This window comes from Nocardioides renjunii (assembly GCF_034661175.1).
In the GTDB taxonomy this organism is placed as follows: Bacteria; Actinomycetota; Actinomycetes; order Propionibacteriales; family Nocardioidaceae; genus Nocardioides; species Nocardioides renjunii.
This window is the reverse complement of sequence record NZ_CP141058.1, coordinates 1,590,404-1,614,480: the sequence shown is the minus strand read 5'-3', so window position 1 is coordinate 1,614,480 and position 24,077 is coordinate 1,590,404. Positions and strand designations below refer to the sequence as shown.

Here is a 24,077-nt window from a genome sequence, read left to right as displayed (position 1 = left end):
CGAACAGTGACTTTTCATGCGCCAGGCACTTCGACCCCACTCGCCTGATGTCGACCGAGCACCGAGTCGATTGCTTCACGTGTCCGGTCGTCTGAGTCCGGCCACAGGTGGCTATAGGTGTCGAGGGTCTCGGATGCCGACGCGTGCCCCAATCGTGCCTGGACCGTCTTGACCGACTCCCCGTACCTGATGAGCAGCGAGGCGTAGTAATGACGCAGGGCGTGCATGCCGGGTCCAGTGGCTTGGTTGAGTCCGGCCACCTTTGCGACCGGGCGCCAGAGGTGACCGAAGGCCTGGCGTGTGATCGGGCGCCCGTCGAGCGTGAAGATCAAGTCGTCATCACCGATGTCGCGAGCCGCCAGATGACCGTTGAGCGCGTCGACGACGGTCACCGGCAGCGGGATCGTGCGGTAGCTCGCTCGCGTTTTCAGCGGTCCAAACTCCGTGACCCGATTGAGTCGCGTCAGGAGCTGCCGGTCCACGACAACGACCGGGTTCGTGCCAAGCAGGCGGAGCCTGTTGCGGGTCAGGCCGAAGATCTCGCCCTGCCGCATTCCGGTACCGGCGGCGAAGGTGACCAGCGCCTTCAGGTCATCGGGAAGGTGCTCTCGCAGCGTCTCGACCTGGCTGGTGGTAAGCGGCATGACCCGCCGTCGCTCGACGCGCGGCAGCCGAGTGCCTTCGCAGGGGTTCGCCATGATCCTGCGGTCACGGATTGCAGACCGGAAGATCCCCGACACCACGCCGTGGATCACCCCCACGGTCGCAGGCGCCAGCGGCTTCCGCTTGGCCGCCCGGTCTCCCGTTCCGAGGAGCTTGACCCACGCTTGCACCTCCGACGGCAGGACGCTGCCGATCGGCCGGGCGCCGAAGATCGGATAGACGTGTCGCCTGAGCACGCCCTCGACGTACGCCTCGCTGGTGGGCCGATGCACCTGCGCGGCGCGCCAATGCTCGGCGTACTCCTTGAAGGTGATCTTGCCGGCGCGGGGGTCGACGTACTGGCCGATGACGATCGAGGTCGTCACCTCGTCGATCCACCGCTGCGCGTCGAGCTTCCGGGTGAAGTGCTTTGCGTGCTCCCGGCCGGCTTCGTCGCGGTAGCGCGCACGCCACCGGCCGTCCGGCCGCTTCTGGATGTTGGCCATGGCTCCTCGGAACGAGGTGGGTGAGCTGTCAGAGGGCGCCTTGCTGCTGGCGGCGCTGCTCGCGGATGAACCGCCGTACGTCGCCGACCGTGGTGACGAGGTGGCGGCCGATCTTGAAGAACTCAGGGCCGACGCCGCGCTGACGCCACCAGCGCATCGTGTTGATCGGCACCCTCAGGATGTCAGCGACCTCGGACAGTGTCAGCAGCTCTTCGGCATCGCGCTCCGGAAAGGGAACGTGAGTGGGTGTTGTTGTGGTCACGGGCTTCCTCCGATGGGATGTGGTGGTGGGTGAGAAGCAACCGCCCGCCGATGGAATCGGACGTGCGCGAGCAACCATTTACGGCCGCTTGACGAGTAGGTGTGCTGGACGCCGAATTTGCTGCGGCGTGTCACGTCCGAACGGGTATCGTCGGGGCGTGGACGTGGCTCGGCTCCTCCTCTCCGCGCGGCGGGGCGGCGGCCTGCCGCAACGAGAGCTCGCCGAACGCGCAGGCACCTCACAAGCGGCGCTGTCGGCGTACGAGCGCGGCGTGAAGGCGCCCAGCCTTCAAGTGGCCGAGCGCATCGTCGAAGCCGCCGGATATCGACTCGACCTCGTGACGCTGGTTCAGTTCACAGAGCACACCGCGCCCGGGGTCCGCCCGTTCTGGGTGCCGGATCGTCTGTGGCGCGGCCGCCTGCCCGAGTGCTTCGCCACCATCAGCGTGCCCGACCCGAGCCGCTACCGAGGCGTCACGCGCTTCGACCTGCGCAAGAGACCGTCCCGACGCCGGATGTACGAGAAGCTCCTGCGGCGCGGCCACCCCGGCGAGATCGTCGACTGGGTCGACGGCGCATTGCTCGTCGACCTGTGGGACGAATTGCGAATCCCAGCAGCGATCCGCCAGGCGTGGCTGCCGGCCGTCGATCTCGCTCGGAACGGCCCACTCGTACATCCGGATTACCGCGGAGCCGCCGATCTCGACTGACCATCACCCGACGCTGTCCGCCACGTCTCACAACCCGATGCCGTGGCCTGGCGACGACCGCGCCGGCCGGTGCGCGAAGTCGTCATCGCGGCGACGGGCGGGAGCCGGCGGTTGGATCGCCATCGGCCGACCCGGAGCATTCGGTCCGTAGCGGTCGATGTCCTCAGCCGCACGACGGGCAGCGTGCATCGGTCCGAGGTCGGCGCGGTCGCGGCCGAACACCTCCACCCACTGACGGCGCGCGTGGTCCATGGTCTCAGCGACCAGGTGCGCGACGTTGCGCTGGCGCCCGCGTGTCATACCGACGTACGTCGACGCAGCGCCGCTGTGCTCGCCGACCAGCACGTGCGAGGTCGGGACGGTCGAACCCTGCGCGCCGTAGGCCGTGGTGGCGAAGGCGAGCTCGAGGTGCCGACGCGCATAGGCCGCGGGAAGGACGCGACGTCCTGCGTCGCCGGCGACCTCGACCGAGTCCGGTCGCGCAGCCACGACGGTCCACCTCTCCCGGTTGGCGACCCCGAGCTCGCTGTCGTTGCGACGAGTTGCCACCCTGTCCCCCACGGCGATTCGCCCGCCAGCGGAGGTGACGAAGACGTCGGGGTCCTTCCGTCTGCTGGCGTGGACGTGATGAACCAGGCTGTTGATCCGCGTGACCTGCTCACGGGTGTCGGCGACGACTAGCTCGCCGCGCGAGGCGCGTGCGGCAAGTGCGGCGACCCGTTCGACCTCGCTGGCGTGCACCACCACGAGCCCACGACGTGCCAGTTCGTCGAACACCTCGTCGGGTCGGTCGCCGGTACGCATCCGGAGCGACAGGTCGGCGTACTCCGGATCGGCGAAGCGATGGACGCCCTCGAGTTCGACCAGTCGACTCGGCGCGAACCGGGCCGCCAGGTCGAGCACTCCCCCGCGTCCGACCGCGGGCAGCTGGTGCCGGTCGCCGACCAGCGTCACCCGAGCACCGGTGGCGTCGGCGAGCTCGAGCAGTGCGCGGGCCGCGTCCTGGTCGAGCATCCCGGCCTCGTCAACGACCAGGAGGGTGCGGCGATCGAGGCGCGGCGCGGCGGGTGCCGGCTCCGCGCGCTCCCAGCGCCCGTCCTCGTCCCAGCGGTAGCCGTGCTGGTGCAGGAGCCAAGCCACGGAGTACGCCGTGGTGCCGACCTCGGCCGACGCGACCTGTGCAGCCTTGCGGGTCGGCGTCACGATCAACATCCGACCACGGCGTGCCTCGACCTCTGCCCGCTTCGCAGCCAACCGACGCGTCTTGCCGGCCCCGGCGGCGCCTTCGACCACGGTGATCGTCCTCTCGTCGGCGCGTTGAGTGATGCGGGCAGCGAGTTCACGCTCAACGGCCAGGACGCGAGGTGACGTGTGGGCTCTGACGTGAGCAGGGACGTCGTTGCGACCGAGCAGCAGCGAGGAGGCTTCGAGCACCCGCGCTGTGAGGTCCTCGGCCAGCTCTCGGCGGACAGCACCGTCGACGACCACTCCGGCCGACGCGATCAGCTTCTCCACCTCACCGCGAGCGTCCGCACCGTTCCACACCGACCGTCGCGAGCCAAGCCTCGTGAGCGCCCTGTCGACGATGACCTCTCGGTCCAGCTCCCCCGGTCGGACCGTGGTCAGATGCCGCGGACGGAATGGTGCAACGAATCCCAGGTCGTCGAGCTCGTCCGACCACCGCTCGCGCAGCTGCTCGCCCGACATTGGAATGACCTTGTCCGGGCGAGCCTCGGACCAGGCGCGCCGGTCCCACGACTGCCGCAGGGCCGGACCCGGCTCCTCGCCGGGATGGTCCGCACGCCAACTGGCCTCGTAGCGGTCGATGTTTGTTTCGATCTGTCGTGCCCGCGCACTGAACGCTCCGGCGTACGCCTTCAGCTCGACGATCTCGCCGCCGTCGTCGTCGAGCGAGTAGCCGCGAGATGCCAGCGCCGCTCGGAACTGAGGGTCGGTCATCACCGCGGCGTGCCCGATCCCGTTGATTGCCTCGAGGCTGTCGCGGATCCCCACCGTGTGCAGTCCGCGCCACGCTCCGGCCGCCTTCACCCGAGCGTTGATCTGGAGATGAAGGTGCCGGTGCGGATCACCGGCACGTGAGGTGAAGTGACGTACGACGGCAGCCTCGATCTGCTCGACCGGGACCTGCACCTGGCGGTCGCGTGGTCCTACCCGGGTGGTCGCGTGCTGGGCCAGCCAGCTGATGATCTCCGCAGCGGCGCGATCCTGCGCTGCGTCGTACGCCTCCGCGATCTCAGGGTGCAGCGCCGCGGCGATCGACCAGGTCTTGGGTCCGTTGACGGTGACCTCGACAAACCGGACCGCTTGGTCGTTAGAGCGGAGCCGGCCTTTCGCTGCACCGGACTCGACGTCGTATCCCGCCACCCACCGCTCGTACGTCGGGCCATCCATGTCGTCGCGTCGCTGGACGAGGCTGGGCCTGGCGACGAGGCGCTGCGCCAGGCCGGTCCCTTCTGCCAGGTAGTAGTCGTCGGCCCGGGACCGGTCGGCCTCGACGTAGTGGCGCGCGGCTGCGGCACTGCCGCGGTAGATCTTCAGTCCACCGTGCATCCGAGACGCCCCCATCGATAGCCACCAACAACCGCAAACCCGCAGGTCAGAGGGCCTATACGGCCGTATCGCTCACGGAAATTCGTAGCATGCGTGCCGCTTCTTGAGAGGAGCGCAAGAGCGCGAGAGACGAAGAGATCGGCGAGCCGTTGTTGGTCGCAGACGACGTTTCGTGTCCGTCGTCAGAGATCGCGCGAGCGGACCGTGGATGACAGTTCGAGAGAGGCTCAGGTGTCGGCGAAGTTGCCGACAGGTGATCCCGCCTCAAGCGCGGCAGCGACGGCCTCGAACTCAACGAGCGCAGCGGTCAGGTCCTCGACGATCTCGCGGGCGATGACCTCGGGTGCCGGCAGGTTGTCGGTGTCCTCGAGTGATTCGTCCCGCAGCCAGGTGATGTCGAGGTTGGCCTTGTCGCGCGCGACGAGCTCGTCGTAGTCAAAGGACTTCCACCGCTCGGACTCCACCCGCTCCGCGCGGTCCTTGCCGGTCAGGTACGACGTCACGAAGTCATCGAGGTCCGTCCGGCGCAGCGGGTTCTGTTTGAGGGTGAAGTGCATGTTGGTGCGGAAGTCGTAGACCCACAGCTTCTGGGTCCAAGGCTGCTCGGCCGCTGGCTTCCTGTCGAAGAAGAGCACGTTTGCCTTCACTCCGGGTGCGTACCAGATGCCGGTGGGGAGCCGGATCATCGTGTGCAGATCGAAGTCCGCGAGAAGCTTGCGGCGCAGCGTTTCGCCGGCACCACCCTCAAACAGAACGTTGTCAGGCAGGACGACCGCGGCGCGACCGTTGATGTCCAGGACGGTCATGATGTGCTGCAGGAAGTTGAGCTGCTTGTTGGACGTCGTCACGACGAAGTCCTGTCGCTCGATGTCGCGGTCTTCGCGCACGGCCCGTCCGTCCGCGCCGACCATTGTGAGCGACGACTTGCGGCCGAAGGGCGGGTTCGTGAGCACCACCGACCAGCGCTGGCCGGGGTCGGCGATGAGGGAGTCGCGAACGTCGATGAGGGAGTCGCCGTTCGGTGTTCCGATGCCATGCAGCAGCAGGTTCATCGCGGCCAGCCGTGCCGTGCCATCGACGAGCTCGTACCCGGAGACGAACTCGTCGCGGAGGTGATCGCGCTCGGTCGGGGTGAGGCTTGCGGCGTCGCGGGACGCGTGCTCGTGGGCGACGAGGAGGAAGCCACCGGTGCCGCAGGCAGGGTCGACCACTGTGTCAGTGGGCTTGGGGTCGATGACATCGACGATCGCCTGGATGAGCTCGCGAGGGGTGAAGTACTGGCCGGCGCCGGAACCCTTGTCGGACGCGCCCTTGGACAGCAACTCTTCGTAGGCGTCGCCCTTGAGGTCGGTGCCGGAGGCAGACCAGTTCTCCTGGTCGATGAGGTCGACGATGAGTCGCTTGAGCTTGGCCGGGTCCTGGATGCGGTTCTGGGCCTTCCGGAAGATTGTGCCGAGCGTGCCCGGCTGTTGTGCAAGGCCAACCAGAATCTGGGTGTAGGTGACCTCCAGCTCGGTGCCTTCGGCATCGAGGAGCTTCTGCCACGAGTACTCGGGCGGCACGACCTGCTGCGGGTTCAGCCTCCGGTTGGCCCGCTCGTGCGCCATCTTGAGGAACAGCAGGTACGTCAGCTGCTCGGTGTACTCGATGACGCCCACGCCGTCGTCACGTAGGACGTTGCAGTAGGACCAGAGCTTGTCGACGAGGCGGCGGGAGTCAGTCATGCGCGCTCCGTCGGGGCGGGACCACCACAGCAACCGATGTGTGCCAGCCAGGCCAGCATTTCAGCCTGCTCGCGGTGGCTGGCTGTGAACCGATGCATCCCTTCGAACAGGTAGTACTCATGGCTGCTCGACACCGTGTGCAGAAGGTAGACCGGCGGGAGAGGTTCGCCGCTGCGGATGGCCTCCTGCAGGGAGGAAACCTTCTCCTGGCTCTCGAAGGCATCGGGGTCGTCCAGAAGTTGCCCAGGATCCACTCGGGCGGAGCTCACCGTGCATAGCGAGAAGCACGGGACGTCCTGATCGATCCCGTAGTGCCACAAGTTGTCTGCCGTACTGGAAAAGTCATGGTCGGGGTACAGGTGATCGGTCATGTTCAGTGACAACAGTGACGACGCGCTGTGTTCGGTTTCAGCATCCATCAACTCGCCTCGTAGCTCCTTTGGATCAGTGGCAATGCCTTCTGAAGGTCCTTCGCACTTCCGACCCGCAACTCGAGGTCTCCGGTCCCGAAGTGGCCGATACTCCGCACATCCCGACTGAATCCCGATTCGAGCTCGACTGAGTCCGGGTCCACCTTGAGGTAGACGAGGAGTGTCTTCGTCTGCGGATGGACTTCGATACAGGCGAAATTCTTGAGCCTGCGGAACGCGAAGTAGAACTTCAGCGCCTTCTTGCTCACGTCGTCACCCAGGCCCTCGCAGTACGACTCAAGCTCAGCATAAAGATCCTTGAGCGCTACCGGAGCCTGCTCCAAGTACTCCGTCACGGTCTTCGACGAGGCAGAGGGCGTGCTTCCCTTTGGCGCTGGCGCAGCGCTGGCATCGCTTGAATCCACCTTCGTGGTAGTAACCAGCTCCAGGGCCAGCAGCTCTCCGCTGAAGTCGCGGTATCGGACGAGCTCGATGCTGCGGTTGATCTGCTGAACGGCGTGTTCGTCATACCTCGTGAAGCCACTTGCGACACAGATCAGTCGTGGGTTGCGCCAGTCGATGGCGTTGGCCTCCTCCGCCCCCAGACGCTCCATGACGAGCAACTTGAACTCGGCGCGGTGGTCGAGTAGCCAATCGAGATAGAAGAGCCCTTGGTTGATGACGTTCTCATTCACCGAACGCTTGTACTCGAAGATCACGGGGGAGGAGTTCTCGTCCAGTCCGAGCGAGTCAATCCGGCCGCCATGTCTGACGCCAGTGGAGTACTCGGAGGCTAGGAACCGCACGCCGAAGAGTGGCTCCATGTTGTGTTCGACGACCGTCTGCAGCGACTTCTCGAGAGCAACCGACGAGCTCATCAGCTCCGTCGCCGCACCGTCGACCAGACGGAACAGCTTGAGGTCAGACACCGCGCACCGACTCCCATCGTTCTTCTTGGGGCTTTGAATTTGTCAGCCGGCCAGAGAATGCGGCAGCCAGCAAAGAGCGTCGCAGATTGACGCCTCGCGACTGGGTCGTGGACAGCTCAACCCGAAGCCTGCTGACCTGATCCTCTATGACTGCCAGGCGGCTGAGGCGCGCAGCCTGCACGTCCACGGTCGGCACGGGAAGCTCGAGAGGGTTGAGCTTGCTAAGGCTCAGATTGTGTTGACCGGCACTGGATGCGGCGAGTTTCTCGATCTTGGCGCGGACCTGTGGAGTACTCAGCATGGCCTGCACCCATTCGGGCATCACGCGATCGGGCCGCAACTGGTACCGAATGAGGTAGGAGGCGAACGCCGCGTCCACGCCGTACTGAACGACGGCGGACCGGCCGATCAGGTCGACAGACCCGTTGGTGCGCACGATAAGCAGATCATCCGGGGCGAGCAAGTAGCGCTCAACGTCAACACTGGCAGACGCGATCCGCTTCTCGTCGGAGAGGTCGATTCGGCCATCAACGAGATTGGGTATGCGAACGACGGCTGGCCCCGGACCTGCTGGAACGCACTTCTCCGAGGTCCCGTATCCGCTGTCGATGGCGAGTTCGCCGAGCGTAGTGGGGGCACCGTCATGGAGGCCGGCCAGCACGCTGCGACGGAGTGACGTCAGCCGGCGCAAAGACGTTGCAACAAGAGACTCCGCAGCATCGAGGCGGGAGAGGTGGTCCTCGAGGAGGTCGACGATGCGACGTTCCTCAACCGCGTCGAAGCGCGGTACCGGATACTCACGGATGCTTTTCAACGTGACATGCGGCAACTGCGTCCCGGTCGAGGTCATCTGAAGGTGCCGAGCGAACTGAGGCGACGACAACCAGTGGTAAAGGTAGTCGCTCGCAACTTGGTGCGGCCGGATCCGAGCAACGCGCTGGACGAGGAGGGCCGGTAGGTCGGCGGGCCGGACGCGAGCCAACTTCAAGCCAGCGCTAATGACCGGTCGGTCCATGCCCAGGATCAGATCGTCGGCCTCAATAAACAGGTGCTCGTGGCCAGCGAGTTCTGCCGTAGGCCAAGTTCTTGTCCGCGTCCAACGGAGAAAACCCGGCTCAATGTTGTCGCCACGAACGAGTCTGATCCCGTCGCCGGGCCCTCCGAACTTCGAACTCTTGAAGGCTGGCCCGGAGTCGACGTCAGCGACATTGCATAGCGGGACAAGGTCTGGCTGACTCACGCGGTGAGCTCCGCATTCAGTTCGTCGATGAGATCGGCAGCGCGGTCGCCAAGGTCGCGGAGGGCGCCGTCGGTGCCACCGCGCTCGAGGAAGGGGGCGTCATCGAGGTCCTGAGTGCGGATGCCGGCAGAGTTGGCGATCACCTGAACCATGTTGTCGAGCCACCAGCGCTCTGCGCCCGTGAACGTCACGCCTGCCTGCTCCTGCTGGGCCAGCCAGGCGACGTATCTCTCCTTTACTCGCTCGACGTAGGGAACCAGTTTGTCGTCGACCCCGACTGTGAAGCGGACCAGCGAGACGAGGTCGGTCAGCGTGCGGTGGTCGGACTTGGCGGCGAACTGCGGGTCCAAGGCGACGTACGCGTTCCAAATGATGTCGGGCGTCCAGTTGTAGGGCGGTCGGGCGATGCGGTCTGCAAGCTCCTTGATGTCGCTGAAGGAGATTCGCCGTTCCTTCGCTTCGGTGAGGAGCTGGATGGCGGTGATCTCGGCGCGGTGCTCGTCGAGGTAGTCGCGCCACGACTCGACGACAGAGGCTGCCTTGCCGGTGTCGACCACGCCGTACGCATCGAGCAGGACGTCAGCGGAGACCTCGTCGACCACCCGGTCGTGGGTGCGGCGAAGCTCGAGGATGCGAGCGCGCAGGTCAGGGTTCGATGCGAGTGGCTTCACGGCGTCGATGATCAGCTGCTGACGGACCGCCTCCGGGTCCTCGGCACCCTCGATGACTTCGGCTTGACGGTCAGGGTCGACAGCGTCGACGAGGTGGCGGACGACCTTCCGCACGGACCCGCCGGCAACGGAGTCGAGTTCGGCGCGCTCCTCGGGAGTGAGCTGGTGTTCGAGCGCTGCGAGGCGTGACGCGAGAGTGGCCGTCTCGTCCTCGGTGATGGTCAGGTTGGCGGCCTTCTCCAACAGCTTCTGGAGGCTGGCCGACCTCTCGCGGTTGAGCGGCGGCTCGACGAAGTCGTGCTCGGTGACCCCGATGGCGTCGATGAGCACGAAGCGCGTCTTCTGCTTGGCATCGGGAGTGACTGCCTGGAAGTCGGCTGACGGGATGGTGCGGGCGCCGCGACCCTTCATCTGCTCGAAATACTGCGGCGAGCGCACATCACGCATGAAGAACACGCACTCCAGCGGCTTCACGTCGGTTCCTGTGGCGATCATGTCGACGGTGACCGCGATCCGGAGAGCCGGGCTGGTGCGGAAGGCGGCGAGCTGCTGGTCTGCGTTGCGGGCGGTGTAGGTGATCTTGGCGGCAAAGTCGTTGCCCTTGCCGAACACTTCGCGTACCTGGGTGACGATCTCCTCGGCGTGGGCGTCGTCCTTGGCGAAAATGAGGGTCTTCGGCACGGTCGACCGTCCCGGGAAGATTTCGGTGAAGAGCTTGTCCCGGAATGTCTCCAGCACGGTGCGGATCTGGTCGGTCGCGGTCACCGCGCGGTCGAGCTGGCGGCTGGTGTACTCGAGATCCTCGTCCAGCGCCTCGTATCGCTGGGCGCGGGTGCGCCGGTCGACCTTGGGGACGACGGTGCCGGCCTCGATCGTCGAGCCCCGGTCGCTGATCTGGGTCTTGATCCGGTAGATGTCGAAGTCGACGTTGACGTTGTCGGCCACAGACTGCGGGTAGGTGTACTCCGAGACGAGGTTCTGCTTGAAGAACCCAAAGGTCTGCTTGCCGGGGGTCGCGGTAAGGCCGACGACATGGGCGTCGAAGTACTCCAGGACGCCGCGCCACTGTCCGTAGATCGAACGATGAGCCTCGTCGACCACGATCAGGTCGAACGTCTCCGGTGGGATGTCCGCGTTATAGCCGACACTAACCGGGGCGTCGGGTACCCAGCCGTCGAGCTCGGGGTCGTCGCTCTCGCCGACCTCCTCGTTGCGCAGCGCCATGAAGACGCGCTGGATGGTGGAGATCGCCAGGGCCGTCGACTCCGGCATCGGACCTCGGTTGAGCCGGTTGACGTTGTAGAGCTCGGTGAAGCGGCGGCCGTCGTCGGGGGTGCGGTAGTTCTCGAACTCGGCCATCGTCTGCTTGGCCAGGTTGTTGCGGTCGACGAGGAAGAGGATGCGGTCGAAGCCGCCGAACTTGAGCAGCCGGTAGGACAGCGTCACCGCCGCGTAGGTCTTGCCCGCGCCTGTTGCCATCTGCACGAGACTTCGGTCGTAGCGCTGCTCGCGCAGGCTCTGCTCGACGCCGTTGATCGCCTCAATCTGCGCCGGCCGCAGCGGCGTGATGTCCAGCGGTGGCATCGCAGTGACCTTGCCTCGCCACGTGGGGTGTTCCAGGTCCTTCCCTCGGAGCGTCTTGGCGAGGGTGGCCGCCTTCGGAAAGTTGAAGATCCGACGAACCCGGGGCTCGGGGTCGAAACCGTTGGTGAAGTGGGTCTCGGTGCCACTGGCCTCGAACACGAAGGGAAGCCGGCCATCCTTGGTCAGCGCGGCCAACCTGACATCCGCCGGGAGCCCTTCGGCGTACATCGCTGACTGCCACTCGACACCCGAGAGGGGCGTGCCTTCGGGTTTGGCCTCGATCACCCCGACGACCCGTTGGTCGACATAGAGGAGGTAGTCGGCGCGCCCGTGTCCGTGCTTCATGACAACCTCGCGAACAGCAATTCCTGTGCCTGCGAAGAGGTTGAGGTTCTTACGGTCTTGGATGACCCAGCCAGCCGCTGTCAGCTGTCGATCAATCAGCACGCGCGCACGCTGCTCCGCTGGCAGGCGTACGTGGTCCCCGTTTGTCATGACACGCGCAGGCTATCCGTGGCGTCCTGTTATGTCGCGCAGTCGGCGCACTCAGCCGGCAGCGGTCAACTTTCGGACGACGTACTGGTTCAGGCTCAGGCCGTCTTCTGCGGCGTGCATCGCCAGCTCGCGGTGCAGAAGCTCTCCGACACGAAGGTTGAACTTGCCGGAGTAGGCGCGCTCTGCGAAGGGTTGGGGCACATGCTCCCCTGCGGCGGCCATGTCCGCCACGACGTCCACGAGCAACTGCTCGAGCCCTTGCAATGCCTCGACCTGAGAACCTGCCACCCAGGACAGCGAGCGGAACTCGGCGCAGGTCGCGACGTACTCCGCGTCGTCAGCGGACCACGAGAGCCGGTAGGTGTAGTGCGAGACGTTGGGGCGAGTATCGGTCTGCATCACATGGCCTCCTTCTTGTCGACTGGCGGTCAATGCCGACGTTAGTCGATGGTACCGCTGGCGGTACCATAAGCGGAGGGAGACGAACCGTTGTCGTTCGGTAGTTGGTGGGCCCCAGCGAGGGCCTTTCCGGAGCCGATCCAGTCCGCACAGAGTCCGCAAGAATTTCAGGAACGACCGTCTCGGACAGTCACCTCAAATCACGTTCCCGCAGGTCAGACGGCATTTCCGCTGATTTCCAACTGCATCAACTTACGCGAGAACGGTCCCCGGCCTACAGGCCGACCCACTCCCGGCCTGTCTGACAGGACAAACCCTCAGACGCCTCCCCCGTCACGCGGGGACCGCCCACCCGCCGCCGGCTTCCTCCTGCTCGACAGGCCGTGCGACCTGCGCGAGGACCCACCGGACGTAGGCCTGGTCGAGCATCACCTGCTCCCACGTGAAGCGGAAGACGCGCCAGCCGTGGATCACCAGCAGGTTGTAGCGCGCACAGTCGCGGGCGTGCGCGGCGCGGGTCGCGTGGAACGTCCAGGAGTCCGCCTCCAGCACGACCCTCAGCGCCCGTGAGACCAGGTCCGGGTGGACGGTGCCCGACCCGAGGTCGACCGCCTGCTGGGGCTCCACCTCAAGCCCCGCCAGGATGCACAGCGCCCGCAGCACGGACTCGAACGGGTTCGCGGCCCGCCCGTCGGCGTACACCAGCACCCGACGTACGGCCGCCGCACCGGCCCCGCGCACACGTAGGCCGTCGAGCTCGGCGCGCCTGACCGATCAGGTCCGCAGCGCGGAGTCTGCGATCGCGAGCGCCTCGTCGAAGGGAAGGTGACGGGCACAGTCGATGACGGTCCTGAGCGGGCCGGTCACGCCGGTGACCAGGTCGTCCCCCGCGACCGGCATCCACACCACGCGTACGCCCTCCCGCCGGCTCGCGGCCAGGTGGCGCCGTGGGTTGACCGCGACCTCCGGCTCCGGCGGCTGCTCCTTCATCGCCCAGCCGTGGTGGGCCGCCGCACTCCGCAGGCACACCACGCCCGAGAGCGCAGACGCCGCACCACGGGCGTCCTCGGCGGTGGGCACCACGTAGCGGTGCTGCGACGCCCTAATGACGGTCCCCCGGCGCACCGCGCCTCTCAGCGCCCGACGCGTCGTCAGCCGCAGCAGCTGCGCGTGGCTGGCCACGCCGCCGTGTCGCTGCAGCGCCTCGACCGGGTCCATCGCGCCAGCCTGCCAAGTCCGGCGCATCTCGCGCCGCCGCTCTCCACAGGCGGCCCGTCAGACAGGACGAACCCCCGGGACCGGGGGGCAGGCGAGCGTACGACCCGCGGCTCGCGCGGACTTCGTCCTGTCCGACAGGCCGTACGCCGCGCGGGCCGCCGTACGCCTCACACCAGGCGGAACTCCACCGTCCGGGTGCGGGGGTCGGCCTGCACCAGCTCGACGGTGACCTCCTCCCCCAGTGGGAGGTCGGCGGAGCCCACGACGCTCGCCTCGATGGCGGGGTCCTGGATGGTGATGTCGCCCTTCTTCTTGTCCTTCTCGTCGAGGTCGACGACGACGGCGGTGAAGGTCTCGCCGACCCGGTCGCTGAGCAGCTCGGCCTCGCAGAGGTTGACCACGGCGTTCTCGTACTGGTTGGCGCGCCGGCCGGAGCTGGTCATCGTGTCGGGCAGCTCGGCCATCGCGCTGATCACCCAGTCGGGGACCTCGGTGCCGGCGCACAGCGCCACGCAGATCTCACCGGCGTAGCGGTCGGCGAGGCGGCGCAGCGGCGCGGTGACGTGGGCGTACTCCGAGGCGAGCGCCGAGTGCTGCGCCTGTTCGGGGAGCTCGCCGTTGAACGTGACGTAGCCCGCGCCGCGCAGCAGCCGGGTGCAGGCCACGATCATCGCCGCGTGGGTGGGCCGCGACGGGTCGAGGGTGCGGATGAAGTCGGGGTAGAGCTGCTCGGCCGGCCACTCGATGCCCAGCGCCCGCGCGGTGCGGTGCAGCCGCTGCACGTCGCGGGGGTCGGCGGGCGGAAGCGTGCGCAGGATGCCGACGCGGGCATAGACCATCAGCGACGCCGCGGCCATGCCGGTGAGCAGGGAGATCTGCGCGTTCCAGTTCTCGACGGGCGTGAGGCGGCGGAACTCGAGCTCCCAGTGGCCGTCACCGGTCTCGACGAGCTCCTGCTCGGGCAGCGGCAACGACACGCCGCCCCGGGCGGCCTCGCGGGCCAGCCGCAGCTCGCCGACCTCCTTCAGCAGGCCGATCAGCTCGGGCGCGCGCCCGGCGTCGAGGTCGGCCTGCACCTCGAGGTAGGACAGCTGGGCCCGGGACCTCACCAGCGCCCGCTCGACCTGTACGTCGACGCCCTCACCGACGTCGTCGACGCGGATCGTCCAGAGCAGGGCCGGACGCACCTGGTCGGGAAGAAGCGAGGCCGCTCCCTCGGACAGCACCTTCGGGTGCAGCGGGATCTTCGAGTCGGCGCCGTAGAGCGTCTCGCCGCGGCGGTTGGCCTCGACGTCGACCGGGTCACCGGCCGTGACGAATGCGGCGACGTCGGCGATGGCGTAGTGGACGACGTAGCCGCCGGGGTGGTCGGCGTCGCGTGCGATGTGCATCGCCTGGTCGAGGTCGCGCGCGCCCTCGGGGTCGATGGTGACCAGCTCGATGTCCGTGCGGTCCAGCTCGGGCAGCCGCGGCGCGGCCGCAGCGGCTGCGGCCGCCTCCTCGACGGCGTCGGGGAAGGCCGCGGACAGCTTCATCTCCTGCTGGATGGCGGCGATGCCGTCCCGCATCTCCTGCGCCGTGACGCTGTCCCCGGTCGACCGGACCTTCACCACACGGTTGCTCGGCATGTCCCGACCCTAGCCGGGCGCGACAGCAGCGCGCTCTCTACGCTTGCCCGCGTGCTGATCCTCCTGCCGCCGAGCGAGGGCAAGACCGCCCCGCGCCGTGGCAAGTCCCTCGACCTCGTCTCCCTGTCCTCGCCCGCGCTGACCGGGACCCGCGCGACGCTCCTCGAGGCCCTCACGACCCTGTGCCGCGAGGACCCCGACAAGGCCGCGGGCGTGCTGGGCCTCGGTCCGGCGCAGCGCGACCTCGTCGAGCGCAACGCCGGCCTGCCCACCGCCCCAACGGCGCGGGCGGACGCGATCTACACCGGTGTCCTCTACGACGCCCTCGGTCCGGCCACCCTCTCCCCCGCCGCCCGCCGCCGCGCGACGTCACGACTGGCGGTCACCAGCTCGCTGTTCGGGATCGTCCGGCCGGGCGACCGGATCCCGGCCTACCGGCTCTCCGGCGACGCCGTCCTCCCCGGCGTCGGGTCGGTCGCCGGCGTGTGGCGCGAGGTCCTCGGCGACGCCGTCACCGACGCGATGCGCTCGGGGCTGCTCGTCGACCTGCGCTCCAGCACGTACGCCGCCTTCTGGCGGCCCGCCGCGGACGTCGGTCGCCGGGTCGCGACCGTGCGCGTCCTCCACGAGTCCGGCGGCCGCCGCACCGTCGTGAGCCACTTCAACAAGGCGACCAAGGGACGCATCGTCCGCGCGCTGCTCGAGGACGGCGCCGACCCGCGCACACCGAAGGCCCTTGCCGAGACCCTCACCCGGCTCGGCTGGACCGTCGAGGTCGGCCACCCGACCGCCAGAGGGACCCAGCTCGACGTGGTCGTCACCGACGTCTGAGGGACCTCAGCGCAGCGGGATGACGTCCGTCGCCTCGAGCGGGTCCATCCCGCACAGCGCCAGCAGGTCGGCGATGATCGAGCGCACCTGGGCGAGGATCACCTCCGCCGACAGGTCCTCGCTCCGCTCGACCGTCGCGGTCGCCCGGCCGAGCGCCACCAGGTCCTCGATCACGGCTGTGGCCATGCGGTCCTCGACCAGCTCGTCGGCGACCCGGTCGGCCAGGCCGGCGAGCTCGCGCATGAGCGCGGCGTAGGACGCGGGCACCGGCTCGCGGCGGTGGGCGGCCACCGCCACCCGACGCACCACGACCCGGGTGTTGCGCAGGGCGACGTCGAGCGGCTCCACCAGCTCGGCGAGCTGGCGCTGGTGCTCGCCGTGGTGCCGCCGGAAGGGCGAGGAGCTGACCACCGACAGGCCCTCCTGCGAGGCGGCGCGCAGCTCGGCGATCAGCGAGTCGGTCTGGCGGGCGTCACGCAGCACCGCGAGGGCCGCCTCCGCGTCGCCGTCACCGATCCGGTCCGCCGACGAGCGGAGCAGCTCGGCGATCTTGCGGACCACGACTGCCGCCTGGTCGCGCGGGCGCCGCAGCGGCGCGCGGGGCACGATGGTCGCCGCGGCGAGCGCCACGGCCCCGCCGATGAGCGCGTCCGTCCACCGCAGGAACGCATCCCCCGGCGCCGGGGCGAGCGCCGCCACGACGATGCCCTGCACCGCTGCCTGGATGAGGAGCAGCTGGCCGGCGTCGAGCAGCAGCGCGATCGACATGCCGACCGCCACGATCAACGCGATCTGGAGCCCTCCGGAGCCGATGAGGTGGGTGACGACATCACCCAGCAGCACCCCGAGGGCGACGCCCACGGTGACCTCGGCGACCCGCCGCTGGCGCTGGCCGTAGGACATACCCAGCGACACCACGGCCGCGATCGGCGCGAAGAAGGGCAGCCGGTGCCCGAAGACGTCGGCGGCCAGCCACCAGGCGATTCCGGCGGCGACCGCGCACTGGCCGATCACCCACGCCTTGGCCCGCAGCCGGCCGACGCGGGCCCGCAGCGACGTACGACCGCGGGCTGCGACCAGCTCCGCGTCGAGGTAGCGCACGGGTCGCCGCTCTCAGAGTCCCGACTCGTCGGTGCGCACCAGGATGCGCTGGCACTCCTCGCACCGGATGACCTCGTCGGCCGGTGCGGAGCGGATGCGGGAGAGCTCGGAGGCGTCGAGGGTCATGTTGCAGCCACCGCACTGACGCGCGCGCAGCAGCGCGGCGCCGATGCCCTTCTGCTCGCGCAGCCGCTCGTAGAGCGCCATCAGGTCGTCGGGCATGCCGTCGATGGCGGGCCCCCGCGCGGCGGTGACCTCCTCCAGCGAGGCGTCGATGGCGGCGCGCCGCTCGTCGCGCGCCGCGACCAGCTCGGCCAGGCGGGCGTCGATGTCCTCGGCGCGGATCCCGAGGCCGTCGAGCACCTGCTGGGCCTCCTCGAGGGCCTGCATCACCTCCAGCTCGGAGTCCTCGAGGCTGCTGATGCGCCGCTCGAGCGAGACCAGCTCGTGCTGCATCCGCTCGAGGTCCTTGGGGTTGGTGATCTGCCCGGTGTCCATGCGGTTGCGGTCGCGCTCACGGCGCGTCCTGACCTGCTCGACCTCGCGGTCGGCCTTCGCCTGCTCGACGGTGAGGTCGTCGACGACGATCCGGGCGTCACGCACCTGGTCGGTGAGCGCGGTGCGCTCGGCCTCGAGCGCGGCGATCTCGGCCAGCTCGGGGAGGTGGGTGCGCTGGTGCCGCAGCTGCGCGGCGCGCGAGTCGAGCTCGGCGACGTCGAGGAGCGCGATCTGGTGGGTGGGATCGGCCTTCAACGGCCCTCCTGCTTCGGTGACGACTGGGGTGACGACTCATGGCTGCCAGGACGGAACGTCCACGGGTCCGTGCACAGCGTGCTGACCCGGGTCTCGACCCTATCGCCCAGCGCCCGGCGCAGCCGAGCCTCCACCACCGGGAGCCAGGTCCACTCGGCCGCCCAGTGCGCGACGTCGACCAGCGCCGGCCCGCCGTGCTCGAGGAACTCCCCCGCGCGGTGGTGCCGCAGGTCGCTGGTCACGTAGACGTCCGCATCCCCGTGGGCGAGCTCGTCGAGCAGGAAGTCCCCCGCGCCGCCGCACACCGCGACCCGCCGCACCCGGCGGGCCGGGTCGCCGGCGACCCGTACGCCGTGGGCGGTGGCGGGCAGTGCCTGCGCGACCCGCGCCGCGAACTGCTCCAGCGTCGTCTCCTCCACCGCGCCCACCCGCCCGGTCCCGGTCGTGGCGAGGCCGGCGTCGGCCAGCGGCAGGACGTCGAACGCCGGCTCCTCGTAGGGGTGCGCGGCGAGCAGCGCCCGCACGACCGCCGTACGACGCCCGCGCGGCACCACGGCCTCGATCCGCACCTCCTCGACCACCTCGAGGTCGCCGACCCGGCCGATCGCGGGCGAGGCGCCGTCGAGCGGGCGGAAGCGGCCCTCGCCCGGCGTCGACCAGGTGCAGGAGTCGTAGTCGCCCAGCCGGCCCGCACCGGCATCGGTCATCGCCGCGCGCACGGCGTCCGCTGAGGCGACGGGCGCGAACACGACGACCTTGTCGAGCGGCTCGCCGGGCGCGGGCCGGATCGGGACGGCGTCGACGAGCCCGAGTGCGGAGGCCAGCGCCGCGGAGACGCCGGACTCCGCCTGGTCGGCGTTGGTGTGCGCCGTCAGCAGCGCGCACCCTCCCGCGGTGAGCGTGTGCAGCGTGCGGCCCTTGGGCGTGGTCGCCGCCACCGAGCTGACCGGGGTGAGGAGGAGCGGATGATGCACCACCAGCAGGTCGGCACCCCACGCGACGGCCTCGCGGGCGACCTCGAGCGTGGGGTCGACCGCGAACGCGACGCGGGAGACCCCGGCCGCGGGGTCACCGGCCACCAGGCCGACGGCGTCCCAGGCGTCGGCGGTGCGCGGCGGGTACCAGTCGTGGAGGAGGTCGACGACGTCGGCGAGGGTGGGCATGGCGCCAGTATCGAGGATGCGCCGGGGACGGGCGGCGGGGCTCAGTTGACCTGCCGGTCGTGGCCCTCCCAGTAGGGCTGGCGCAGCTTGAACTTCTGCAGCTTGCCGGTCGCGGTCCGGGCCAGCTCGTCGCGGACCTCGATGGAGGTCGGCGCCTTGTAGCCCGCGGCCCTGTCCTTGCACCACGCGATCAGCTCGGCCTCGTCCGCGGTGGCTCCGTCGGCCAGCACGACGAGCGCCTTGATGGTCTCGCCCCACTTCTCGCTCGGCACTCCGATGACCGCGACCTCGGCGACGGCCGGGTGGGAGAACAGCACGTCCTCCACCTCGATCGAGGAGACGTTCTCCCCGCCGGTGATGATCACGTCCTTCTTGCGGTCGCTGATGGAGAGGTAGCCGTCGTCGCCGATCGCTCCCCCGTCGCCGGTGTGGAACCAGCCGTCGACCAGCGCCTTCGACGTCTCGTCCGGGCGCTCCCAGTAGCCCTCGAGGATCACGTTGGACCGCGCCAGCACCTCGCCGTGCTCGTCGGTGCGCAGCCGTACGCCGATGGCCGGCGCCCCGGCCCGCACCAGCTTCGCGGCCCGGTCCTCGGCGGACAGGTCGTCCCACTCGGATCGTGAGCGGTTGACGGTCAGCAGCGGCGAGGTCTCGGTCAGGCCGTAGATCTGGACGAACTCCCAGCCGAGCTCCTCCTCGACCCGCACGACGGTCCTCGTCGGCGGCGGGGCGCCGGCCATGATGATCCGCACCCGGTCCCGGCCCGGGACCTCGCCCTCCCAGTCCTGCGCGGCGTCGAGGACCGCGGCGGCGACCGCCGGCGCTGCGCACATCACGGTGACCCCGTGCTGCTCGACCCGGCGCAGGATCTCCGCGCCGTCGACCTTGCGGAGCACCACCTGCGGCACGCCGAGGCCGGTCATCGCGAAGGGCATCCCCCAGCCGTTGGCGTGGAACATCGGCAGGGTGTGGAGGTAGACGTCGCGGTCGCTCACCCCGGCGTGCAGGCCGAAGGTCACCGCGTTGGTCCAGAGGTTGCGGTGCGTCAGCTGCACGCCCTTGGGCCGTGCCGTCGTGCCGGAGGTGTAGTTGATCGTCGCGGTGGCGTTCTCGTCCGGCTCCCAGTGCCTGGGCTCCGTCCCGGGGGCGGCATACATCGACGCGTCGTCGCCGAGCACGAAGGTGTGCTCGACGTCGATGCCCCTCAGCGTCTCGACGAGCTCCGGGTCGACGTAGAGGACCCGTGCGCCCGAGTGGGACACGATGTAGGAGATCTCGTCGGCGCGCAGCCTGAAGTTGATCGGCACCAGGACCCGGCCCGAGCCGCTTACGCCGAAGAACGACGTGAGGAGGCGAGCCGAGTTGTGGCTCACGATCGCGACGCGCTCCCCGACCCCGATGCCGAGCTCGTCGAGCCGCGCCGACTGGCGGCGCGAGAGCTCGTACGCCTCGGCGTAGGTCAGCGTGCCGAGCGGGTCCGCCGGCTGGTCGGGCTCGTCGATGACGCCGGGACGCTCGCCGTAGACGGCAGCGGCCCGCTCGATGAAGTCGGTGACGCTGAAGGGGACGATCATGATCCCACTGTGGCATGCGTCACCCGCCCCGACGAGGGCACCGACAGCGGCTGCGGCGGACGGTCGCGCGGCCGCGACGAGCGGCCGGATGAGAGGTCTCTCATCTGCGTCTCATCCTCCTGCGACGACCGGGCGCGACCATCGCGCCATGAGCCAGCTGGTGAAGGGGGTGGTCCTCCTCGTGCTCGTAGTGCCGGTGACGGCCTACGTCGCGACGTCGCTCGCCACCCCGGACCTGCCCGGTCCCGGGGACCACAGCCCGGTGATCCTGCGCGACGGCCCGTCGACCCCGGACTCCAGCCCGGACACCCGCCCGGAGTCCCGCCGCACCAGCCCCACCACCAGCCCCACCCCGGAGCCCGCCCGTCGGCCGATCCCGACGCCGACCCCCACGCGGACCCCGACGCCGACCCCCGCACCGCCCCCCACGCCGTCCCCGACGCCCGGGGACCGCGACGGCTCCGGTCGCGACGACGCCGTGGTCGTGACACCGCAACCCACGCCCATCGGCGAGGATGACGACGACGAGTGGGATGACGGTGACGACAGTGACGACACGACCGACGACGAGACCAACGACGACGGGGACGACTGACGGTGCCCCGCGCCGCTTCGCGCAGGTCTCCGTCCGGACCCGCATCGCCGCCGTCATCGCCCTGCTCACAGCCGCCGCGATGACCGGTGCCGGGATCCTCGTCTACGCCCTGGAGTCCGCGCGGATCGAGCGCGCCGTCAACGACCAGATCGAGCAGGAGATCGCCGAGTTCCGCAACCTGCGCGTCGACCCCAACACCGGTCGCCCCTTCGACGACGTCGGCCGCGTGCTCAACGTCTTCCTCACCCGCAACGTCCCCGACGACGACGAGATGCTCGTCGGCTACGTCCGCGGCGAGGTGCCGGAGCGCACGGCCAACCGCTACGGCCAGGAGGTGCTGGACGAGCCCGACTACCAGGACGCCCTCGCCGAGCTCGCCGACGCCGGCGGCACCCGGGTCATCGAGTCGCCGACCTTCGGCGAGACGTGGGTGACGCTCGTGCCGGTGACCAACACCCAGGGCGACGGGGCGCTGGTCATCGTCAACTTCCTGCGCGACGAGCACGAGGAGCTCGACCGGACGCTGCAGACGTACGCCCTCATCGCCCTGCTGTCGCTCGGCCTCATCACCACGATCGCGGCCTTCCAGTCCGGCCGGCTGCTCGCGCCGCTGCGCACGCTCGAGGAGACGGCCCGCGAGATCACGGCGACGGACCTGTCGCGGCGCATCCCCGAGCGCGGCAACGACGACATCACAGCGCTCACCCGGACCATCAACGGCATGCTCGAGCGCCTCGACGCCGGCTTCGCCGCCCAGCGCCAGTTCCTCGACGACGCGGGCCACGAGCTCAAGACCCCGCTCACCGTCGTCCGCGGGCACCTCGAGCTGCTCGACCACGGCGACGCCGAGGACCTGGCCGAGACCCGCGAGCTGCTGCTCGACGAGGTGGACCGGATGTCGCGGCTCGTGGGCGACCTCGTCCTGCTCGCCAAGAGCCGGCGCCACGACTTCCTGGTCCTCGGCGAGGTGGACGTGGACGCGCTGACCCGGTCGGTGCTGGCCAAGGCCACCGCGCTCGGCGAGCGGGAGTGGCGGCTCGACGGCACGGCGCGGGGCCGGGCGGTGCTCGACGAGCAGCGGGTGACCCAGGCGCTGCTCCAGCTCGCCGACAACGCCGTCAAGCACACCGACCCCGGCTCGGTGGTCGCCGTCGGCTCGACCCGCGAGGACGGCGAGGTCCGGTTGTGGGTCCGCGACGGCGGCGACGGCATCCCGCCCGAGGACCGCGAGGCCGTCCTCGAGCGCTTCGGCCGCAGCACCGTGCGGGCCGGGGACGACGGGTTCGGGCTCGGCCTGAGCATCGTCCGCGCCATCGCCGACGCGCACGGCGGCGTCGTCCGCATCACCGACGCCGAGCCCCGGGGGGCGCACGTCGAGATCGTCCTGCCCGACCGCACCCTGGGGCGCGACCAGCCACGACCGGCACGCCAGCAGCCCCCGCACCGACCCCGGCAGCAGCCCCGCCACCAGCCCGGCCCGCACATCGAGGAGACGACGTGGCCCAGATCCTGATCGTGGAGGACGAGGAGCGCATCGCCTCGTTCGTGGCGAAGGGCCTGCGTGCCGAGGGGCACCAGCCGACCGTGGCCGGCGACGGACCGAGCGGCCTCGACGAGGCGCTGTCCGGTCGCTTCGACCTGATGGTGCTCGACATCGGCCTGCCCGGCATGGACGGCTTCGAGGTCCTCGACCACCTGCGCTCGCAGGGCAGCCGGATGCCGGTCATCGTGCTGACGGCGCGCGACTCGGTCACCGACACGGTCACCGCCCTGGACAGCGGCGCCGACGACTACATGGCCAAGCCGTTCCGCTTCGCCGAGCTGATGGCGCGCATCCGGCTGCGGCTGCGGTCGCTCGCCCCCGCCGATGCCCCGAGCACCGGGGACGACGTCGTGGTCGGCGGCCTCCGCCTGGACCGGCGTACGCGTCGCATCTCGGGTCCGCGTGGCGAGTCCGAGCTGTCGGCGCGCGAGTTCGCCCTCGCCGAGATCTTCCTGCTCAACCCCGGGCAGGTGCTGACGAGGGAGCAGCTGCTCGACCTCGTCTGGGGCTACGACTTCGACCCGGGCTCCAACGTCGTGGACGTCTACGTCGGCTACCTGCGCAAGAAGCTGGGCACCGACGCGATCTCGACCGTCCGCGGGGTCGGCTACCGGCTCAACCCCTGATCCGGAACCCGGCCAGCGACCCGCGGGGCAGCCCCGCCAGGACCGGCTCGAGGGCATCGGCGACCTCGTGCGGCAGCGGCCGCCCGGCCGGATCGCGACGCAGGCAGGCGTGCACGACGTCGGCCACCGTCGGCGGCACGTCGTCCGGGAGGGGCGCCGGGTCGGCCACCAGCTGCGGGAAGCGCAGGTGTACGTCGTCGGCGTCCGGGTCGCCGTGGGCGAACGGCCGGACACCCGCGACGGCGTGGAACAGCGTGGCGCCGAGCCCCCAGACGTCGGAGGCGTACGACGGCACCGCTCCGCCGGGTGCCGTCGGGTCGCACTGCTCGGGGGCCATGTAGGCATCGGTGCCGATGGGGTGGCGGAGCCGGCGGGCGTCCTCCTCGGGACGCGCGATCGAGAGGTCGATGAGACGGGCCGGGGCGCCCATGATCACGTTGCTGGGCTTGATGTCGAGGTGCGTCCAGCCGACCTGGCGCAGGTAGTGCAGCGCCGAGGCGACGTCGATCGCCAGCGGCAGGTACTGCTGCTCCTGGAGCCGGCCGTGGCGACGGACCAGGCTGGAGAGCCGCGGGCCGTCGATGTGCTCGAGGACGACGTGGGGCCGGTCGCCGTGCTGCCCGTCGCGCAGCCCGCGGACCACGACGGGGTGGTTGATCGTGGCGAGCGCGAGCACCTCCCGGCGCAGCCCGCGCCGGGAGGACTCGTCGTCGACCTGGGAGGGACGCAGGACCTTGACGACGACCGCCGACCACGTGACCTCGTCGAAGCACAGCCACGCCTCGTAGGCGGTTCCCCCGCCCAGGCGCTTCAGGGCGCTCAGCCCTGGAGCGAGGAGGTCGCCCTCCCCGAGGTGCCAGCCGTCGTCGCGCGTGCCCATCGTCGTTCCCCTGTCGTCCCGTG

The 24,077-nt window shown here is 69.5% G+C and carries 22 protein-coding genes; 5 read left to right on the top strand and 17 right to left on the bottom strand.

Annotated features, from left to right (window positions below):
• Positions 1 to 14: 14 nt before the first annotated feature.
• Together SHK17_RS07765 and SHK17_RS07760 are read right to left on the bottom strand one after the other, a co-directional pair.
• A complete protein-coding gene (locus tag SHK17_RS07765) occupies positions 15 to 1,148 on the bottom strand; it encodes a tyrosine-type recombinase/integrase (protein WP_322921651.1) in 1,134 nt (377 codons plus the stop codon).
• A gap of 28 nt (positions 1,149 to 1,176) precedes the next feature.
• A complete protein-coding gene (locus SHK17_RS07760; protein ID WP_322921650.1) occupies positions 1,177 to 1,410 on the bottom strand; it encodes a helix-turn-helix domain-containing protein in 234 nt (77 codons plus the stop codon).
• Positions 1,411 to 1,567: 157 nt separating this feature from the next.
• On the opposite strand from SHK17_RS07760, the gene SHK17_RS07755 reads away from it, so the two are divergent.
• Positions 1,568 to 2,119 carry a helix-turn-helix domain-containing protein gene (locus SHK17_RS07755; RefSeq protein WP_322921649.1) on the top strand — a complete coding sequence of 184 codons (552 nt, stop codon included), beginning with the start codon at positions 1,568 to 1,570 and terminating at the stop codon, positions 2,117 to 2,119.
• A 27-nt stretch (positions 2,120 to 2,146) separates the two neighbouring features.
• On the opposite strand, the gene mobF is transcribed toward SHK17_RS07755, so the two are convergent.
• The 10 genes from mobF to SHK17_RS07705 form a co-directional block, all read right to left on the bottom strand.
• Positions 2,147 to 4,690 (bottom strand): MobF family relaxase, encoded by a 2,544-nt coding sequence (mobF, locus tag SHK17_RS07750; RefSeq protein WP_322921647.1) that lies wholly within the window; start codon positions 4,688 to 4,690, stop codon positions 2,147 to 2,149.
• Between the two features lie 227 nt (positions 4,691 to 4,917).
• Positions 4,918 to 6,414 (bottom strand): type I restriction-modification system subunit M, encoded by a 1,497-nt coding sequence (locus SHK17_RS07745; RefSeq protein WP_322921646.1) that lies wholly within the window; start codon positions 6,412 to 6,414, stop codon positions 4,918 to 4,920.
• A complete protein-coding gene (locus SHK17_RS07740; protein WP_322921645.1) occupies positions 6,411 to 6,833 on the bottom strand; it encodes a ParB N-terminal domain-containing protein in 423 nt (140 codons plus the stop codon). The genes SHK17_RS07745 and SHK17_RS07740 overlap by 4 nt, the downstream gene beginning before the upstream one ends.
• A complete protein-coding gene (locus SHK17_RS07735; RefSeq protein WP_322921644.1) occupies positions 6,833 to 7,753 on the bottom strand; it encodes a DUF5655 domain-containing protein in 921 nt (306 codons plus the stop codon). The genes SHK17_RS07740 and SHK17_RS07735 overlap by 1 nt, the downstream gene beginning before the upstream one ends.
• Positions 7,746 to 8,603, bottom strand: a complete 858-nt coding sequence (locus tag SHK17_RS07730) for a restriction endonuclease subunit S (RefSeq protein ID WP_322921643.1) — start codon at positions 8,601 to 8,603, stop codon at positions 7,746 to 7,748. Before SHK17_RS07730 ends, SHK17_RS07735 begins: the two co-directional genes overlap by 8 nt.
• A gap of 386 nt (positions 8,604 to 8,989) precedes the next feature.
• Complete coding sequence (locus SHK17_RS07725; protein WP_322921642.1) at positions 8,990 to 11,695, bottom strand: type I restriction endonuclease subunit R; 2,706 nt, start codon at positions 11,693 to 11,695, stop codon at positions 8,990 to 8,992.
• Between the two features lie 99 nt (positions 11,696 to 11,794).
• A complete protein-coding gene (locus tag SHK17_RS07720) occupies positions 11,795 to 12,142 on the bottom strand; it encodes a type II toxin-antitoxin system HicB family antitoxin (protein ID WP_322922014.1) in 348 nt (115 codons plus the stop codon).
• Between the two features lie 333 nt (positions 12,143 to 12,475).
• On the bottom strand, positions 12,476 to 12,883 hold the full coding sequence (locus tag SHK17_RS07715) for an endonuclease domain-containing protein (protein WP_322921641.1): 408 nt from the start codon (positions 12,881 to 12,883) through the stop codon (positions 12,476 to 12,478).
• A gap of 33 nt (positions 12,884 to 12,916) precedes the next feature.
• The gene (locus tag SHK17_RS07710; protein WP_322921640.1) at positions 12,917 to 13,360 is read right to left on the bottom strand and encodes a type IV toxin-antitoxin system AbiEi family antitoxin domain-containing protein; all 444 of its coding nucleotides are present in this window, start codon (positions 13,358 to 13,360) and stop codon (positions 12,917 to 12,919) included.
• A 167-nt stretch (positions 13,361 to 13,527) separates the two neighbouring features.
• Positions 13,528 to 14,988: an RNB domain-containing ribonuclease gene (locus SHK17_RS07705; RefSeq protein ID WP_322423888.1), complete on the bottom strand. Its 1,461-nt coding sequence runs from the start codon at positions 14,986 to 14,988 to the stop codon at positions 13,528 to 13,530.
• 51 nt (positions 14,989 to 15,039) lie between these two features.
• On the opposite strand from SHK17_RS07705, the gene yaaA reads away from it, so the two are divergent.
• Entirely contained in the window at positions 15,040 to 15,819 is a 780-nt protein-coding gene (yaaA, locus tag SHK17_RS07700) for a peroxide stress protein YaaA (protein WP_322921639.1), read from the top strand.
• Between the two features lie 6 nt (positions 15,820 to 15,825).
• Here the strand turns inward: yaaA and SHK17_RS07695 are convergent, their stop codons facing one another.
• From SHK17_RS07695 to SHK17_RS07680, 4 genes are read right to left on the bottom strand one after another with little or no spacing between them, the layout of a single operon-like run.
• Complete coding sequence (locus SHK17_RS07695; protein ID WP_322921638.1) at positions 15,826 to 16,920, bottom strand: FUSC family protein; 1,095 nt, start codon at positions 16,918 to 16,920, stop codon at positions 15,826 to 15,828.
• A 12-nt stretch (positions 16,921 to 16,932) separates the two neighbouring features.
• Positions 16,933 to 17,673 carry a zinc ribbon domain-containing protein gene (locus tag SHK17_RS07690; protein WP_322921637.1) on the bottom strand — a complete coding sequence of 247 codons (741 nt, stop codon included), beginning with the start codon at positions 17,671 to 17,673 and terminating at the stop codon, positions 16,933 to 16,935.
• Entirely contained in the window at positions 17,670 to 18,836 is a 1,167-nt protein-coding gene (locus SHK17_RS07685; RefSeq protein WP_322921636.1) for a Nif3-like dinuclear metal center hexameric protein, read from the bottom strand. Before SHK17_RS07685 ends, SHK17_RS07690 begins: the two co-directional genes overlap by 4 nt.
• 41 nt (positions 18,837 to 18,877) lie before the next feature.
• The gene (locus SHK17_RS07680) at positions 18,878 to 20,410 is read right to left on the bottom strand and encodes an AMP-binding protein (protein ID WP_322921635.1); all 1,533 of its coding nucleotides are present in this window, start codon (positions 20,408 to 20,410) and stop codon (positions 18,878 to 18,880) included.
• Positions 20,411 to 20,558: 148 nt separating this feature from the next.
• Between SHK17_RS07680 and SHK17_RS07675 the strand changes: the two genes are divergently transcribed.
• Genes SHK17_RS07675 through SHK17_RS07665 form a run of 3 tightly spaced genes read left to right on the top strand, consistent with a single transcriptional unit; the run spans position 20,559 to position 23,174 of the window.
• Positions 20,559 to 21,005, top strand: a complete 447-nt coding sequence (locus tag SHK17_RS07675; protein WP_322921634.1) for a hypothetical protein — start codon at positions 20,559 to 20,561, stop codon at positions 21,003 to 21,005.
• Positions 20,959 to 22,518 carry a sensor histidine kinase gene (locus SHK17_RS07670; RefSeq protein WP_322921633.1) on the top strand — a complete coding sequence of 520 codons (1,560 nt, stop codon included), beginning with the start codon at positions 20,959 to 20,961 and terminating at the stop codon, positions 22,516 to 22,518. The genes SHK17_RS07675 and SHK17_RS07670 overlap by 47 nt, the downstream gene beginning before the upstream one ends.
• Positions 22,503 to 23,174 carry a response regulator gene (locus tag SHK17_RS07665; RefSeq protein ID WP_172273587.1) on the top strand — a complete coding sequence of 224 codons (672 nt, stop codon included), beginning with the start codon at positions 22,503 to 22,505 and terminating at the stop codon, positions 23,172 to 23,174. Before SHK17_RS07670 ends, SHK17_RS07665 begins: the two co-directional genes overlap by 16 nt.
• On the opposite strand, the gene SHK17_RS07660 is transcribed toward SHK17_RS07665, so the two are convergent.
• Positions 23,164 to 24,054: a serine/threonine-protein kinase gene (locus SHK17_RS07660; protein ID WP_322921632.1), complete on the bottom strand. Its 891-nt coding sequence runs from the start codon at positions 24,052 to 24,054 to the stop codon at positions 23,164 to 23,166. The genes SHK17_RS07665 and SHK17_RS07660 overlap by 11 nt on opposite strands.
• Between the last annotated feature and the right edge of the window lie 23 nt (positions 24,055 to 24,077).

Coding starts and splice junctions, on each gene's coding strand:
- mobF (WP_322921647.1), bottom strand. CDS start 4,690: ATGCACGGTGGACTGAAGATCTACCGCGGCAGTGCCGCAGCCGCGCGC.
- SHK17_RS07720 (WP_322922014.1), bottom strand. CDS start 12,142: ATGCAGACCGATACTCGCCCCAACGTCTCGCACTACACCTACCGGCTC.
- SHK17_RS07730 (WP_322921643.1), bottom strand. CDS start 8,603: ATGACCTCGACCGGGACGCAGTTGCCGCATGTCACGTTGAAAAGCATC.
- SHK17_RS07660 (WP_322921632.1), bottom strand. CDS start 24,054: ATGGGCACGCGCGACGACGGCTGGCACCTCGGGGAGGGCGACCTCCTC.
- SHK17_RS07685 (WP_322921636.1), bottom strand. CDS start 18,836: ATGCCCACCCTCGCCGACGTCGTCGACCTCCTCCACGACTGGTACCCG.
- SHK17_RS07705 (WP_322423888.1), bottom strand. CDS start 14,988: ATGCCGAGCAACCGTGTGGTGAAGGTCCGGTCGACCGGGGACAGCGTC.
- SHK17_RS07710 (WP_322921640.1), bottom strand. CDS start 13,360: ATGGACCCGGTCGAGGCGCTGCAGCGACACGGCGGCGTGGCCAGCCAC.
- SHK17_RS07675 (WP_322921634.1), top strand. CDS start 20,559: ATGAGCCAGCTGGTGAAGGGGGTGGTCCTCCTCGTGCTCGTAGTGCCG.
- SHK17_RS07765 (WP_322921651.1), bottom strand. CDS start 1,148: ATGGCCAACATCCAGAAGCGGCCGGACGGCCGGTGGCGTGCGCGCTAC.
- SHK17_RS07745 (WP_322921646.1), bottom strand. CDS start 6,414: ATGACTGACTCCCGCCGCCTCGTCGACAAGCTCTGGTCCTACTGCAAC.
- SHK17_RS07740 (WP_322921645.1), bottom strand. CDS start 6,833: ATGGATGCTGAAACCGAACACAGCGCGTCGTCACTGTTGTCACTGAAC.
- SHK17_RS07680 (WP_322921635.1), bottom strand. CDS start 20,410: ATGATCGTCCCCTTCAGCGTCACCGACTTCATCGAGCGGGCCGCTGCC.